Origin of the sequence: Streptomyces alkaliphilus, from assembly GCF_014141535.1 — a bacterium.
GTDB lineage: Bacteria > Actinomycetota > Actinomycetes > Streptomycetales > Streptomycetaceae > Streptomyces > Streptomyces alkaliphilus.
Genome location: NZ_VKHT01000030.1, coordinates 1 through 15452 on the forward strand (window position 1 = coordinate 1; position 15452 = coordinate 15452).

Sequence of the window (15452 nt, forward strand, 5' to 3'; positions counted from 1 at the left end):
TGTGTATAAGAGACAGCTCCAGCCGCTCCAGCACGCCGTCGTGGGGCGGGTAGAGGAAGCGGATCTCGGCACACCGATCCCGCGACGCGGCAAGGGCGGGGCTCCGCCCCAGGGCGAGGGCCCCGGCGGCGCTCACCGGGTCGACTCCGGTGGCCAGGGCCCCCAGATACGGGATGAGTCCCCCTCCGAGGCGTCCGTTGATCTCGATCAGGCGGGGGCCGGCCGGCGTCAAACGGATCTCGGTGTGGGTCATGCCGAGGGTGATGTCCAGAGCCCGGTGAGCGGCCCGGACCAATCGGGTCACGTCCTCGGCCCACCGCTCGTGCCGCCAGGGGGCCACCAGGTGGCCGACCTCCTCGAAGGCGGGGTCGAAGCCGAGCCGTTTTCGGGCGACGACCACGGGAACGGCCTCACCGTTCTCCACACAGCTGTCGACGCTGATCTCCGGACCGGTCAGGAACTCCTCGAGCAGGACACCGGGGGCCTTCCGCAGGCCGGGAAAGGTGACGCCCGCGGCGGTCTCATAGGCGCCGGCCAGCTCCTCGGCGTCACGGGCCCGGGCGACACCCATGCTCCCGGCCAGTGAACGCGCTTTGAGGACCACGGGGTAGCCGATCTCCCGAGCGGCGGCCCCCGCTTCCTCCACGGAGTGCACCAAACGGTGTCGCACACCCGGCAGCCCGGCCCGGTCCAGCAGGCCGCGCGCGGTGTACTTGTCGCGACAAGCCGCGGCGGCTCGGACGGACATGTGGGGCAGCCCCAGTTCAGCCGCGACGGTGGCCGTGGCGGTCAGGGAGAGCTCGTCCCACGTGAAGATGCCGGTCTCCACCTCTCCGGACCCCGCGGACAGCAGTTCGCCGACGGCTGCGCGCAGCGCGGCGGGATCTGTCGTATCGGCCGTCCGGAAATCGGAGATGTGCGGTTTCTCCCAGCTCGCGGCGGGTGAGGTCACCAGCATCAACTCGTGCTCCCGGGCCAGCGAGGCCATGGCGTACTCGCGGTAGGCCTGCAACCGGCTGCCGACCACGACGAGACGACTCTTCGGGCTGGGCATCAGGCGCTCACCAGTTCCTTTCGTTGTGTCACCGGTCCGAGGAGCCGGGCGGTGGTTCCACCGGCCCGGAGGCCGGGACGTGCGCTGCCGCCTCAGGCCGGCAGCGGGGCGCAACGCATGGTGAAGGAGGAAGCCGTCTTCATCACGGCCGCTTCCACCTCCTGGCTGGAGGGACCGCGGAAACGGAAGCGGGCCGCCACGTGCTCGTATCCGCCGATCCGCGGGATGACGGACCCCGGCGTCGGGATCACCCGCGCGTAGGGGCCGTCGACCTCCTGAACATCGACCCGGACGGAGACCACCCGGCACGGTGGCGGCACGGGTACCGGCAGCAGCAGCCAACCGGCGGTCTCTCCGGCCGGCGAGGAGGCCGGTTCCGGGTCACGGCCGAGCTGGATGGCCGCGGCGGCACCCATCAGGTCCGTGCCGTGCACCTCGCGCCAGACGAAGGGGATCTCGCCGCCACCCACGCGGGCTCCGGCTTCGAGGAAGGTGATCCGAGGAGTGCCGTCTGCGTCCTTTCCCACGAACGCCTCCAGATGGAAAACCCGGGGTCGGTCCCCGCCCAGCGCGGAGACGCAGCGGCCGGTGAAGGCTTCCAGGTGCCCCAGGAGCTCGGGATCGTCGATCTCCACCGAGCCCAGGAACTCGCCCTGTGTGAAGCCGCGGCAACTGTTGACGTAGCGGGAAGCCCGCCATGGGCCGAGTCGCCGCCCGGTCCACAGGCCGTCGACGTGTACGACCGGATCGGTGACGTAGGACTGGACGATGAGCGGTTCCGCGTCGAAAACGGCGGTATCCGGCACATCGCGGGGGGCGTGCAACACCCTGACGCCCCGGCTGGCCGTCCCCCGCCGTGGTTTGAGCACGACGGGCCATCCGTACCGTCGCGCGAAATCCGCCACGACGCGCGGGTCGGCGGCGTCCGCGTGGGGCGGTACCCGGATGCCCGCCTCAGCGGCCAGGGTGACCATGGTGAGCTTGTCGCGGAAGCGCCGCAGCTCGCCGGGGCGCTGCCCGGGAAGGTCCAATTCGGCGCGCAGCACGGCGGCCGTGTCGAGATCTCCCTCGTTGAGGGCCACCAGCCGTGTGACCGGCCCCAGGCGCCGGACCAGCGCCGCCACCGCGGCTCGCACCTCGTTCACGGCGTCCGTCGCGGAGATCACGGACACCGCCGCGGCGGTGGTGGGGACGGACTCGCGCCCGGAAGCCGTCGTCACGTAACTGACGCGGTGGGCGGAGTGGTCCAGATACCGGGCGTAGTGGGCGTGCCGGTCACGCCAGCGGTGCAGAACGAGCACGTGGGAGGTGGGTGGGTGCGGAACTCCGGTGTTCACGAGGCCTCCCCCGCGCGTGCGATACGGGCGTTGGCGACGAGGATCTGGCCCAGAGCGATGCCTCCGTCGTTGGTCGGGACCTGCTGCTGGCAGTAGGTGTCGAAGCCGGCACGGCGTAGTTCCACCAGGCAGTTGACCAGCAGGAACTCGTTGAGGAACACGCCGCCGGAGAGTACGACCTGCCGGAGGTCCCCGGTGTCGTGCCCGGCGCGCAGCACCGCGCAGTGCTCCACCACCATGCCGACCACCGCGGAGTGGAAACGCCGGCTGATCTCGTCCGAGGGGACTCCCGCCGCCAGGTCTCCCGCAACAGCCGTGATGACGGGTCGGGGGTCGATCTCCAGGGCGTCACCGGGCCGGCTGCCGAATCGGTAGCGTTCGGCCTCCGGCGTGAGCGTGAGGTCCCGGGCCAGCAGGCCCTCCAGTTCGATGGGGCCCTGGGCCTCGTACTCGGCGTGTGTGGTGACCCCCAGAAGCGCCGCCACGCCGTCGAACAGGCGGCCCATGCTCGACGCGGGGGGCGCGTTGACGCCGCGCCGGGCCATCGTGGTGAAGACACGCCGTTGCTGTCCGTCGAGCAGGCTCAGCACCGGGAAGGCGGCCACGGCCTCGTCCGGGTCGCCGAAGGCATCCAGCGCCAGGGCGAAGCCGGTGCGGATCGGTTCCCGCACCGCGCGGTCACCGCCCAGCAGCGGTACGGGACGCAAATGGGCCACCCGCGCTGCCTCCAGATAGTCCCCCCGGAGGAACTCACCGCCCCAGATGGTGCCGTCCCCGCCGAAGCCGGCGCCATCGAAGATCACGCCCAGGGTCGTCCCGCTCAGGCCGTTCTCGGCCATGCAGGAGGCCATGTGCGCGTGGTGGTGCTGCACGTGAACGACGGTGTCGAAGTCCGTTCCGCGTTCCCCCAGCGCGAGTCGGGTGGAGCGGAACTGCGGGTGGAGGTCCACCGCGGCGGCACGGGGGGTCAGATCGTGGAGGGCCGCCAGGTGCCCGGCCGTCTCCTGGTGCGACCGGAGCGTCGCGTCGTTCTTGAGGTCCCCGATGTGCTGGCTGAGGTAGACGCGGGTGCCGCTGGAGAGGGCGACCGTGGTCTTGAGTTCCGCGCCGTAGGCGACGAGGGGGTGCAGGTCGATGCCGGTCTCCACGGGGTAGGGGGCATAGCCCCGGGCACGGCGCACGAAGGTCAGCACCGGCTCGTCGAGCGCCGGGTGCTCGGAGGAGCGCACCAGGGAGTCGTCCACCCGGATCTCGATGTCGCGGTCGTTGTAGAGGATGAGGTCCGCGATCGCGAAGAGGCGGTCGAGGGCGTCCTCGTTGCGGTGTGCGATGGGGTACCCGGACACGTTTCCACTGGTCATCACCAGCGGCCCCAGCTCGGGGGCGTCCATCAGGAGATGATGTTGCGGTGCGGAGGGCAGCATCACGCCCAGGTTGGGGTTCCTCGGGGCGATGGCCTCCGGTAGACGGCCGGGCCGCTTGCGCGCGAGCACGATCGGACGGGCCGGGGAGGACAGCAGGGCCGACTCGGTCGGACGCAACTCGACGATTTCCGCCGCGATATCGAGATCCCGAACCATCACGGCGAAGGGCTTGGAGTCGCGACGCTTGCGGGTCCGCAGGAGGCGCACGGCCTCGGCCTCGCGTGCGTCCACGGCCAAATGGAAGCCGCCCACGCTCTTGACGGCGACGATCGTCCCCGCGGAGAGGGCCCGGATGGCCCGTTCCAGTGCCTCCTCGCCGCGTGCGAGGACTCCCGACGGGTCGGCCAGCAGCAGTTGCGGCCCGCAGGAGGCACAGGCGTTGGGCTGGGCGTGGTAGCGCCGGTCCAGAGGGTCCCTGTACTCCCGGGTGCAGGGCGCGCACATGGTGAAGGCGGCCATGGTGGTCATCGCGCGGTCATAGGGGAGACCCCGGATGATCGAGTAGCGCGGACCGCAGTTGGTGCAGTTGATGAAGGGGTATCCGTGTCTTCGGTTGCCCGGGTCCCGCAATTCCGCCAGACAGTCCGCGCAGATGTCGCCGTCAGAGGCGACCAGGGTGTCCTTGCGCCCCTCCTGTACGCTCTGCCTGATCTCGAACCCATCGGGGGCGGTGTCGTCCCGGGGAAGTTCGGTCACCCGCACCTCGGTGACCCGGGCCAGTGGGGGCGCTTCCCGGCGTAACGCGGTGGTGAAGCGATCCAGTACATCCGGCGCCCCGCGTACCTCGATCAACACTCCCTCCGGGTCGTTGAGCACCCAACCCGCCAGACCACAGGTGAGCGCGAGCTTGTAGACGAACGGTCGGTAGCCGACTCCCTGGACGACACCTTCGACGCGGATTTCCCTGCGGGCCGCACGCCCGTCGGTCGACATGGTCCGCACCGCTCAGCAGAGCCGGGGGAGTTCGGCGCCCCGGAGCTCCTCCAGGACGGATTCCCGCCCGGCCCGGTCACGCAGCAGTACCAGGGGATCCGCCCGCCCGGTGACCTCGCCGATGGTCACGGCCCGGTTTCCGTAGCGGTGGGATCGCAGGGCCGCCAGGACCCGCTCCTCGGCCGCCGGGGCCACGAACAGGCAAAGGCAGCCCTCGTTGGCGGTGTGAATGGGGTCGATGCCCAGCATGTCCATGGCCATGGCCGTCTCCGGTTGGATCGGCAACGTCTCCTGATCGACCCGGACGGTGTGCCCGAGAGCGTCCGCGTACTCGTGCAGTACGGCCGCCAACCCACCCCGGGTGACATCGCGTACGGAGCGCACCATGCCCTCTTCCACTCGGCCGAAGACCGTCTCCAGGAGACCGTTCAGCGGCGCGCAGTCGCTCAATACCCGCTGCTCGAAGCCGAGGCCCTCCCGGATGGACAACAGGTGGACGGTGTGGTTCCCGATCGGTCCGCTGAGGATGACCCGATCGCCGGGGCGCACCCGGCCCATCCTCAGGGGCTCCCTCTCGAAGACGCCCACACCGGCGGTGTTGAGGTATATCCGGTCCGCTTCGCCTTTGCGTACGACCTTGGTGTCGCCGCACACGATCCGGACGCCCGCCTCCCGAGCCGTCTCCCGGATGGAGGTGAGGACCCGCACCAGACGTTCCATCGGCAGCCCCGTCTCCAGGATCATGCCGAGTGTCAGGTACAACGGCTTGGAACCGACGACAGCCAGGTCGTTGACGGTTCCGCATACGGCGATCTTTCCGATATCCCCATTGCCGAAAAACGGCGGATCCACCACGAACGAGTCGGTGGTCATCGCGATCCTCCCGCCTTCGATGGGAAGCATCGCACTGTCCTCCATCTCGCCCAGATAAACATCGCCGAGTGTTTCCACGATGAGCGAGACCAGTTCATGGCTGAGCTGTGCGCCGCTTCCATGATCGAGAACAATCTCGGAGGAATTGTCGTACTTACTTCTGTCCATGTCGGGCGGATCCCTTCGGGTCGAAAGACACGGATCGCGGAGGTGCGCCGAAGCAATGTCAGGGCAGGATTTTCACCACTTTCCGCGCCAGTTCGCCGTGCTGGTCGAGCGCCGCGAGGATCTCGTCCGATGAGGCCACCGTCGCGCAGTAGCCACCGAGCCACTCCAGAGCCCGGTCGCGATCCTCGGGGTTGCCCGAGACGACGCAGTCGGAGGGGACCCAGACGTTGTAACCGCGGAAGAAGGCGTCGGCAGCCGTGGTCTGAACGCAGATCTGCGTCTGGAGGCCGGTCACGAGCACGGTGTCAACGCCGTCGTTCTGCAGTCGATCATGGAGTTCCGTTTCGTAGAAGCCGCTGTCCTTGTTCTTCTCCACCACCGTGTCCGAGGGGTCGAGGAAGTCCTCGATGATCGCCGCGCCCCGGGAGCCGCGCTGGAGCGGAAGGGTGCCGTCCGGTTCGCGCTCGACGTTCGGGTCGTCGGGCAGATTCACCAACTGGAGGTGGTAGATCCCGTGCCCGCGTCGGCGCATCTCCGCCAAGAACCCCAGGAACCGCGGACGTGCCTCGGCTATGGCCGCTGTGCGCTCCGGCGTCTTGTCGACGACGTCGGACTGAAGATCGTTGGTCAGTACGGCTATCTTTCCCATGGGAATCCTTGAATGCGGGCACGACGAAGTCGATGCCGACCGGCAACAGCGGAGAAAGAGGAGCAAACCACTCGCGGAATGTGTGCACGCGAGACGGTTTCAAAAGGAACGGCGGGAAGGGCGGGACACGACTGCGAGTGCAACCTTCATTCTCCCCTCGTGCCCCCCTCGCAGTGGCGCCAAAACTGTTGCACGGCATCAGGTGTCGGTCAATACTGGTGTGGACCCGAAAGGGAGCCGTCCCCTCCGGGTGGCCGAAAAGAGTCAACGAAGACTCCGTCCCCCGTGGGGCACTGCAACGGTTCGCGACATCGGCGGCCCCCTCTCCGCAGCACGTTCGGCACCCCTCACCTGTTTCCCCCGCGGGGCACACAGTCTGTGTCCTGCCCCTTTTCACCCCGGCCGGGGAGGCGGTCGTCCGGACAACGGTGGCCGAATACAGCCGGTCCGGTTCATCCCGTTCCCGGTATCGGACCCGGACCGCCGTGGTCTTTCGGGCACTTCCTCCCGGCACCGAAACGCCGCCGGTACTTCCGGATACGGCCGGGTCTCGCGCTGCCGTGCCTCCCGCGGCCGACCCCGCCGGTGCCCCCGGTGCCGACCGTCACACGGAGCGGGCCCCCGGGTCGTGGGACGTGCCTCCCGTATGGCGCGTGAGCGGAAAGCACCTGACCGGAACCAAGAGTTGTCGCCGCTCGGTGACGAGCGGGGCGAGGGCCGGGACGACCTCGGGTCGGGATCCGATCGGCTCCGGTTTCGCGACCCCGGGGCCGGTCGGTGCGGCCCGCGTCGATCGCGAGCCGCTACCGCCCGTAGCCGGAGGCGGCGAGCGGCCCTCGGGCCCGGAGGTCGTCCGTCGAGTTCACCGGTCCTCGCCCCGGTGGCGTGCCCGCACCTGCCGGTGGCTGCGCGACACGCCGTGCGAGTACTTCCCCGCCGCGCGCCGGCGCACGGGGCAGCGCCGCCATCGACGCGATCCTCGCGTAGCCGGGGCCGGCCGGCGGGGCCCGGGAAGCGTGGCTCCCGGCCCACCGCGGGACCGAAGTCCCGGGGAAGTCCCGGGGATGCCGCCGCACCCCTCCCCGTCCCGCGTCGACGCAGGTCGGAAGGGGTGCGGCGGTCTCCTCACATCAGATGTCGCGGAAGATCTCGATCTGCGCGCCGACGGAGTTCAGACGCTCGGCGAGCTCCTCGTAGCCGCGGTTGATGACGTAGACGTTGCGCAGCACCGAGGTGCCCTCGGCGGCCATCATCGCCAGCAGCACGACCACGGCCGGGCGCAGCGCCGGTGGGCACATCATCTCGGCGGCCCGCCAACGGGTCGGACCCTCCACCAGTACCCGGTGCGGGTCCAGGAGCTGGAGCCGGCCGCCGAGGCGGTTGAGGTCGGTGAGGTAGATCGCCCGGTTGTCGTAGACCCAGTCGTGGATGAGCGTCGAGCCGTGCGCGCTGGCCGCGATGGCGGCGAAGAACGGCACGTTGTCGATGTTCAGCCCCGGGAACGGCATGGGGTGGATCTTGTCGATCGGTGCCTCGAGCTTGGACGGCCGCACGGTGACGTCGGCCAGTCGGGTGCGGCCGTTGTCGGCGGTGTACTCGGGGGAGACGGAGTAGTCCAGCCCCATGCCCTCCAGCACGGCCAGCTCGATCTCCAGGAACTCCACCGGCGCCCGGCGCACGGTCAGTTCGGAGGAGGTGACCACGGCGGCGGCGATCAGGCTCATCGCCTCGACCGGGTCCTCGGAGGGGGAGTAGTCCACGTCCCGGTCGATCTCCGCCACGCCGTGCACGGTGAGGGTGGTGGTGCCCACGCCCTCCACCCGCACGCCCAGCGCCTCCAGGAAGAAGCACAGGTCCTGGACCATGTAGTTGGAGGAGGCGTTGCGGATGACGGTCACACCGTCGTGGCGGGCGGCGGCGAGCAGCGCGTTCTCGGTGACGGTGTCGCCGCGCTCGGTCAGCACGATCGGGCGGTCCGGGCGCACCGAGGAGTCGACCACGGCGTGGTAGGTGCCCTCGGTGGCGGTGATGTCCAGGCCGAATCGGCGCAGCGCGGCGAGGTGCGGCTCCACGGTGCGGGTGCCCAGGTCGCAGCCGCCGGCGTAGGGGAGCTTGAACCGGTCCATGCGGTGCAGCAGCGGGCCCAGGAACATGATGATGCTGCGGGTGCGCCGGGCGGCGTCGGCGTCCATCGCGTCGAGGTCCAGCTCGGCGGGCGGCACGATCTCCAGGTCGGCGCCGTCGTTGATCCAGCGGGTACGCACGCCGATGGAGGAGAGCACCTCCAGGATGCGGTAGACCTCCTCGATGCGGGCCACCCGACGCAGCACGGTGCGGCCGGAGTTGAGGAGGGAGGCGCACAGCAGGGCGACGCAGGCGTTCTTGCTCGTCTTGACGTCGATGGAGCCGGACAGGTGGCGTCCGCCGACGACCCGCAGATGCATCGGACCGGCGTAGCCGAGGGACACGATCTCGCTGTCCAGGGCCTCGCCGATTCTCGCGATCATCTCAAGGCTGATGTTCTGGTTCCCGCGTTCGATGCGGTTGACAGCGCTCTGGCTGGTGTTCAGCGCCTCCGCCAACTGTAGCTGGGTCCAGCCGCGATGCTGGCGGGCGTCCCGGATGAGCTTGCCGATACGGGCAAGGTAGTCCTCGGTCATGGCAACGACTGTATCTCGGATATGAGATGCCGCCTGCCACGTGCGTCCGTTCGAGTGATGCCTCGATCGAATGACTTTTCCATCCCGGGCACATCGCCGCCGGTCGTCGAGGGGCCGAAAGCCCTTCCCGCCGCGACACGCCCGTGCCCCGCGCCCGGGCGTGTCCCGACCCGTCGGAGGCCGCGCGGAAGCCCGGGGAGATTCCGTGCACGGGGGAAGGATGTCCCGGGTGCCTCGGGGGAAACCGGTCCATGCCGGACCCCGGAAACCGGCGCCGGGAGAGGGGAGCGGCATGGTGACGACGAACCGGTGGTGGGAAACCGCCCCGCACCGAGTGGGAGTGGGAGCGGTGGCCCGAGGTCCGCGAGTTGGCACACCTCGGTTGGGCCCTCGTGTCCGACTCGGCGCCCGCCCGGGGGATCCGATCGCCGCGCCCGGTAAAGGAGCGCCCCGGGGTGGAGGCGATGGTGGAGCACCTCCTCACCCTCGCCCGGTCCCGTGACCTCGACCACCTCTGCTTCGGACCGGTGGACCCGGGGGCCGAGGAACTCCGGCGGGCGTCCTTCGTCCCGGACCGGCGGGGCGGGGCCGGTCAGTAGGTGACGGTGATGCGACGGGCCGGGCCGTCCACCCGGATCGTGCCGCCGACGGGGATGACGAGTTGCGGATCGGTGTGGCCGAGGTCCACGTCGAACACCGCCATCGCGTCGGGCGCGTACTCCCGCAGGGCCCGCAGCACGGCCTCCCGCTGCTCCTCTCGGTACCGTTCCCGCTCCGGGGCGGCGAGCGGACGGTCGAAGGACCAACTCCTCGCGCGGCCCACCAGCACCGCCGGGAAGCGGCCCAGCAGGCCGCGCTCGCCCGTGTTCCGCAGGATCCGGTACACCTCCGTGGCGCGGGGCAACTCCTCCGAGGTCTCGATGAACAGCACCTCGCCCTCGTGGCGCTCCGGCGGTCCGACGGCACGGTCCGCCATCAGCAGCCAGGAGAGGATCTCCAGGTCGCCGCCCCCGCCGGGGCCCTCGACCACCCGCTCGGCGTTGTGCCGGATCCAGCCGTCACCGGGTTCGGTGTCCGGCTCGTGGTCGAAGGTGCGGGGGTCGGCCCAGTCGCCGACCACGTCGGTGTACGCGGGGGCGGGGGTCAGTTCGTACGGGCCCCGACCGAAGAGGGCGGCGCGCAGCGAGTCGGCGGTCATCGGGTGCATCGCCCCGGGGCGACCCAGCTCCACCATCACCGACCCTCCGTGGTACCCGACGATGCCCGGATCGCGCAGGAACAGCAGCAGGTTGGTGTTGTCGCTGTACCCGAGGAACCGCTTGGGGTGGGCACGCAGCAGTTCACGATCGAGGTGGGGCAGCACGGTGATCCGGTCGTCCCCGCCGATGGTGGCGATCACCGCCCCGATCCCCGGATCGGAGAAGGCGGCGTGGAGGTCGGCGGCACGCTCCGCGGGGGAGGCCCCCATCCGGCGGGTCGTCGGGTACTCCACCGGGATCAGGCCGAACTCCTCGCGCAGTCTGCGCAGGCCGAGTTCGTGGGGGCGGGGTACGTCGCGGGGCGTGAGGCGTCCGTCATCCGCCGAGCGTAGGTGCGCGCCGACGTGGTGGGCGACGGGTTTTCGCCGCGGGTGTCCGGCGGGACGGCCCCGATGGCCCGACGGACACCCGGCGCATGACCGGCGGGCGTGGATGTACTAGAGTTATCTCGACATCGAGATATTTTGTCGAGGGGCGCGTCACCGTCCCGCCCCGCCACCCCGCGGAGTCGTCCCGGTCGCGCCACGCGCCGGCGACTAAGGCTTGCCTTACCGGTCACGGGCGTGCGGCGCGCGGCAGGATGGCGTCAGGACGCGCGAGTCATGCACCGAAGGAGTCTGTCGTGTCGGCGAACAGCTTCGACGCCCGTAGCACGCTGCGGGTGGGCGACGAGTCGTATGAGATCTACCGGCTGGACAAGGTGGAGGGCTCGGCCCGTCTGCCCTACAGCCTGAAGGTCCTGCTGGAGAACCTGCTGCGCACCGAGGACGGCGCGAACATCACCGCCGACCACATCCGCACGCTCGGCGGCTGGGACGCCTCCGCCAGGCCGAGCCACGAGATCCAGTTCACCCCCGCCCGGGTGATCATGCAGGACTTCACCGGCGTACCCTGCGTGGTCGACCTGGCCACCATGCGCGAGGCGGTCAAGGAACTGGGCGGTGACCCCGCCCGCATCAACCCGCTGGCCCCCGCCGAGCTGGTCATCGACCACTCGGTGATCGCCGACAAGTTCGGCACCGCCAACGCCTTCCGCCAGAACGTCGAGTTGGAGTACGGCCGCAACCGCGAGCGCTACCAGTTCCTGCGCTGGGGTCAGACCGCCTTCGACGAGTTCAAGGTCGTCCCGCCGGGCACCGGCATCGTCCACCAGGTCAACATCGAGCACCTGGCCCGCGTGGTCATGGTCCGCGACGGCAGGGCCTACCCGGACACCCTGGTCGGCACCGACTCCCACACCACCATGGTCAACGGCCTGGGCGTGCTGGGCTGGGGCGTCGGCGGCATCGAGGCCGAGGCGGCGATGCTCGGCCAGCCGGTCTCCATGCTGATCCCGCGGGTGGTCGGCTTCAAGCTCACCGGCGAACTGCCCACCGGCACCACCGCCACCGACCTGGTGCTCACCATCACCGAGATGCTGCGCAAGCACGGCGTGGTCGGCAAGTTCGTGGAGTTCTACGGCGAGGGCGTCTCGGCGGTGCCGCTGGCCAACCGCGCCACCATCGGCAACATGTCGCCGGAGTTCGGCTCCACCGCCGCGATGTTCCCCATCGACGGCGAGACCATCAACTACCTGCGACTGACCGGCCGCGACGAGCAGCAGCTCGCCCTGGTCGAGGCGTACGCCAAGGAGCAGGGCCTGTGGCTGGACCCGGCCGCCGAGCCGGACTTCTCCGAGCACCTCGAGCTGGACCTGTCCACCGTGGTGCCCTCCATCGCCGGCCCGAAGCGCCCGCAGGACCGCATCGCGCTGGCCGACGCCGCCCCGCAGTTCGGCCAGGACGTGCGCGCGTACGTGGACGACACCGACCTGGACGAGGCGGGCAAGGAGTCCTTCCCGGCCTCCGACGCCCCGGCCGTCTCCAGCGACGTGCCGAGCAACCCGGTCACCGTCACCTCCCCCGACGGCGTGACCTACGAGATCGACCACGGCGCGGTGACCGTCGCGGCGATCACCTCCTGCACCAACACCTCCAACCCGTACGTCATGGTGGCCGCCGCCCTGGTCGCCAAGAAGGCGGTGGAGCGCGGCCTGTCCCGCAAGCCGTGGGTCAAGACCACCCTGGCGCCCGGCTCCAAGGTCGTCATGGACTACTACGACCGCGCCGGCCTGACCCCCTACCTGGACAAGATGGGGTTCAACCTGGTCGGTTACGGCTGCACCACCTGCATCGGCAACTCCGGCCCGCTGCCGGAGGAGGTCTCCGAGGCGGTCAACGCCCACGACCTGGCCGTGGTCTCGGTCCTGTCCGGCAACCGCAACTTCGAGGGCCGGATCAACCCGGACGTGAAGATGAACTACCTGGCGTCCCCGCCGCTGGTGGTGGCCTACGCCATCGCCGGGTCCATGAAGGTGGACATCACCCGCGACGCGCTGGGCATCGACACCGAGGGCAACCCGGTGCACCTGGCCGACATCTGGCCCACCGAGCAGGAGGTCGAGGAGGTCGTCGCCTCCGCGATCGGCCAGGAGATGTTCGCCGGCAGCTACGCCGACGTCTTCGCCGGTGACGACCAGTGGCGCTCCCTGCCGGTGCCCACCGGCGACACCTTCGAGTGGGACGCGGAGTCCACCTACGTCCGCAAGCCCCCGTACTTCGAGGGCATGGGCATGGACCCGGAGCCGGTCGGCGACATCTCCGGGGCCCGGGTGCTGGCCAAGCTGGGCGACTCGGTGACCACCGACCACATCTCCCCGGCCGGTGCCATCAAGGCCGACACCCCCGCCGGGAAGTACCTCACCGAGCACGGAGTGGAGCGCCGCGACTTCAACAGCTACGGCTCGCGCCGCGGCAACCACGAGGTCATGATCCGGGGCACCTTCGCCAACATCCGCCTGCGCAACCAGATCGCGCCGGGCACCGAGGGCGGTTACACCCGGGACTTCACGCAGGAGGGCGGGCCGGTCTCCTTCATCTACGACGCCTCCCGCAACTACCAGGAGGCCGGTATCCCGCTGGTGGTCCTGGCGGGCAAGGAGTACGGCTCGGGTTCCTCCCGCGACTGGGCGGCCAAGGGCACCGCGCTGCTGGGCGTCAAGGCGGTCATCGCCGAGTCCTACGAGCGCATCCACCGCTCCAACCTGATCGGCATGGGCGTGCTGCCGCTGCAGTTCCCCGAGGGCGCCTCGGCGCTGGACCTGGGGCTGACCGGTGAGGAGACCTTCTCGATCACCGGCATCACCGCGCTCAACGAGGGCGGGATCCCGGAGACGGTGAAGGTCGCCACCGACACCGGCGTGGAGTTCGACGCGGTGGTCCGCATCGACACCCCCGGTGAGGCGGACTACTACCGCAACGGCGGGATCATGCAGTACGTGCTGCGTTCGCTGATCCGCAGGTGATCGGGGGCCGGGCGGGTCGGTGAGCCGGCCCGCCCGGCGCGCGTACCGCGACACGACGCCGCGTGTCTCGCGTCCCGCGCCGCGCCCCCGGGTCCGCTCCGGAACCCGGGGGCGCGGGCGTGTCCGGTCCCGCCCGGGAGCGCCCCGGCACACCGTCGGGAGGACGACCGGAGGGGAACGGGCGGGGAACGGGCGCCTTCGGGCGGCGAGCGGGCGGTGCCGAATCCCGGGCCGCACGTCCCGGCGCCGGCCGGTGACCGACCGGACCGGGACCGGTTCGGTCGGAGTTTCCCCCGGGGCGATCGTCAGTTCATATAGTGGTCGTGGTGCCGTCTCCCTCCCCACGGGCGGCCGGCGGACCCCGGGACGAGTCCGCCCGGGGACAACGAACACGCTGGGAGAGGGTCGTGGAGACTCCGGGCTCGCAGTCGTCACTGCACCGCGCCAACCTGGAACGAGTGGTGCGGGCCGTCCGATCGGCAGGGGCGCTCACACAGGCGGAGATCGCCCGCACCACCGGTCTGTCGGCCGCGACGGTCTCCAACATCGTCCGCGAACTGCGGGACCTGGGCACGGTGGACGTGCGCACCACCTCAGCCGGCGGTCGACGGGCCCGCAGCGTCTCGCTCTCCACGGACGCGGGCATCGTGGTCGGCGTGGACTTCGGCCACTCCCACCTGCGGGTCGCGGTGGGCAACCTCGCCCACCAGGTGCTGGCCGAGGAGGCGGAGCCCTTCGACGTGGACTCCTCCGCCGACCAGGGCTTCTCCCGGGCGGAGAAGCTGGTGGCCCGGCTGCTGGCGATGGCCGGCGTGAACCCGGACAAGACCATCGGGGTGGGCCTGGGCGTCCCCGGTCCGATCGACGTGGAGACCGGCACCCTGGGCTCCACCGCGATCCTGCCCGGCTGGCGCGGCATCAACCCGCGCGAGGAGCTGGCCGAGCGGCTGGGCGTGCCGGTGCACGTGGACAACGACGCCAACCTCGGCGCCCTGGGCGAACTGGTGTGGGGCAGCGGGCGCGGGGTGCGCGACCTGGCCTACATCAAGGTGGCCAGCGGCGTCGGCGCCGGCCTGGTGATCGACGGACGGATCTACCGGGGCCCGGGAGGCACGGCCGGGGAGATCGGACACATCACCCTGGACGAGTCGGGACCGGTGTGCCGCTGCGGCAACCGCGGCTGCCTGGAGACCTTCACCGCGGCCCGGCACGTGCTGCCGCTGCTGCACGCCAACCACGGCACGGATCTGACCATGCCCCGGGTGGTGCAGTTGGCGCGCGAGGGGGACCCCGGCTGCCGCCGGGTGATCGCGGACGTGGGCCGCAACGTGGGCCAGGGGGTGGCGCAGCTGTGCAACCTGCTCAACCCCACCAGGGTGGTGCTCGGCGGTGACCTGGCGGAGGCGGGGGAACTGGCGCTGGGGCCCATCCGTGACTCGGTGAGCCGATACGCCATCCCCTCGGCGGCGCGACGGGTGTCCCTGGTGCCGGGCGCACTGGGCGGCCGGGCCGAGGTCCTCGGGGCGCTGGCCCTGGTGCTGCGGGAGATGGGCGACGGGGTGCTGCTCGGCGCCGTGAACGGCTACCGGCAGCCCTGAGCCCTTCCGGGGCGGCGCCGGGGCGGCGCTCCCGCGAGGGGACGGGCCGGGCGTCCGGTGAGCCGGGGGCGGATGCCCGCGCGGAGTGCCGAATGGTGACCTTCGTCGGGAAGGTGGGAGCATGGCCTCTCCGGCAGAGGGCTCCGCCCGGGGG

At 70.6% G+C, this 15452-nt stretch carries 10 protein-coding genes; 3 read left to right on the plus strand and 7 right to left on the minus strand.

Annotated features, from left to right (window positions below):
- The 6 genes from FNQ90_RS02155 to FNQ90_RS02180 all read right to left on the minus strand — a co-directional run.
- On the minus strand, positions 1 to 1054 hold a 1054-nt coding region (locus FNQ90_RS02155), incomplete at its 3' end, for an ATP-grasp domain-containing protein (RefSeq protein ID WP_182604683.1).
- A 92-nt stretch (positions 1055 to 1146) separates the two neighbouring features.
- Positions 1147 to 2391: an ATP-grasp domain-containing protein gene (locus FNQ90_RS02160; RefSeq protein WP_182604684.1), complete on the minus strand. Its 1245-nt coding sequence runs from the start codon at positions 2389 to 2391 to the stop codon at positions 1147 to 1149.
- Positions 2388 to 4748 (minus strand): carbamoyltransferase HypF, encoded by a 2361-nt coding sequence (gene hypF, locus FNQ90_RS02165; protein ID WP_182604685.1) that lies wholly within the window; start codon positions 4746 to 4748, stop codon positions 2388 to 2390. Before hypF ends, FNQ90_RS02160 begins: the two co-directional genes overlap by 4 nt.
- 12 nt (positions 4749 to 4760) lie before the next feature.
- Entirely contained in the window at positions 4761 to 5789 is a 1029-nt protein-coding gene (gene hypE / locus FNQ90_RS02170) for a hydrogenase expression/formation protein HypE (RefSeq protein WP_182604686.1), read from the minus strand.
- A gap of 58 nt (positions 5790 to 5847) precedes the next feature.
- Entirely contained in the window at positions 5848 to 6438 is a 591-nt protein-coding gene (locus FNQ90_RS02175) for a cysteine hydrolase (protein WP_182604687.1), read from the minus strand.
- A gap of 1130 nt (positions 6439 to 7568) precedes the next feature.
- Entirely contained in the window at positions 7569 to 9098 is a 1530-nt protein-coding gene (locus tag FNQ90_RS02180; RefSeq protein WP_143617030.1) for a UDP-N-acetylglucosamine 1-carboxyvinyltransferase, read from the minus strand.
- Positions 9099 to 9562: 464 nt separating this feature from the next.
- Here FNQ90_RS02180 and FNQ90_RS27990 point away from each other — a divergent pair, with 464 nt between their 5' ends.
- The gene (locus FNQ90_RS27990) at positions 9563 to 9697 is read left to right on the plus strand and encodes a hypothetical protein (RefSeq protein WP_267133005.1); all 135 of its coding nucleotides are present in this window, start codon (positions 9563 to 9565) and stop codon (positions 9695 to 9697) included.
- Here FNQ90_RS27990 and FNQ90_RS02185 read toward each other — a convergent pair.
- Positions 9691 to 10791: a S66 family peptidase gene (locus tag FNQ90_RS02185; protein ID WP_182604689.1), complete on the minus strand. Its 1101-nt coding sequence runs from the start codon at positions 10789 to 10791 to the stop codon at positions 9691 to 9693. The genes FNQ90_RS27990 and FNQ90_RS02185 overlap by 7 nt on opposite strands.
- 188 nt (positions 10792 to 10979) lie before the next feature.
- On the opposite strand from FNQ90_RS02185, the gene acnA reads away from it, so the two are divergent.
- Positions 10980 to 13700: an aconitate hydratase AcnA gene (gene acnA / locus FNQ90_RS02190; RefSeq protein ID WP_182604688.1), complete on the plus strand. Its 2721-nt coding sequence runs from the start codon at positions 10980 to 10982 to the stop codon at positions 13698 to 13700.
- Between the two features lie 407 nt (positions 13701 to 14107).
- Positions 14108 to 15298, plus strand: a complete 1191-nt coding sequence (locus FNQ90_RS02195; protein WP_143620242.1) for an ROK family transcriptional regulator — start codon at positions 14108 to 14110, stop codon at positions 15296 to 15298.
- Positions 15299 to 15452: the final 154 nt, after the last annotated feature.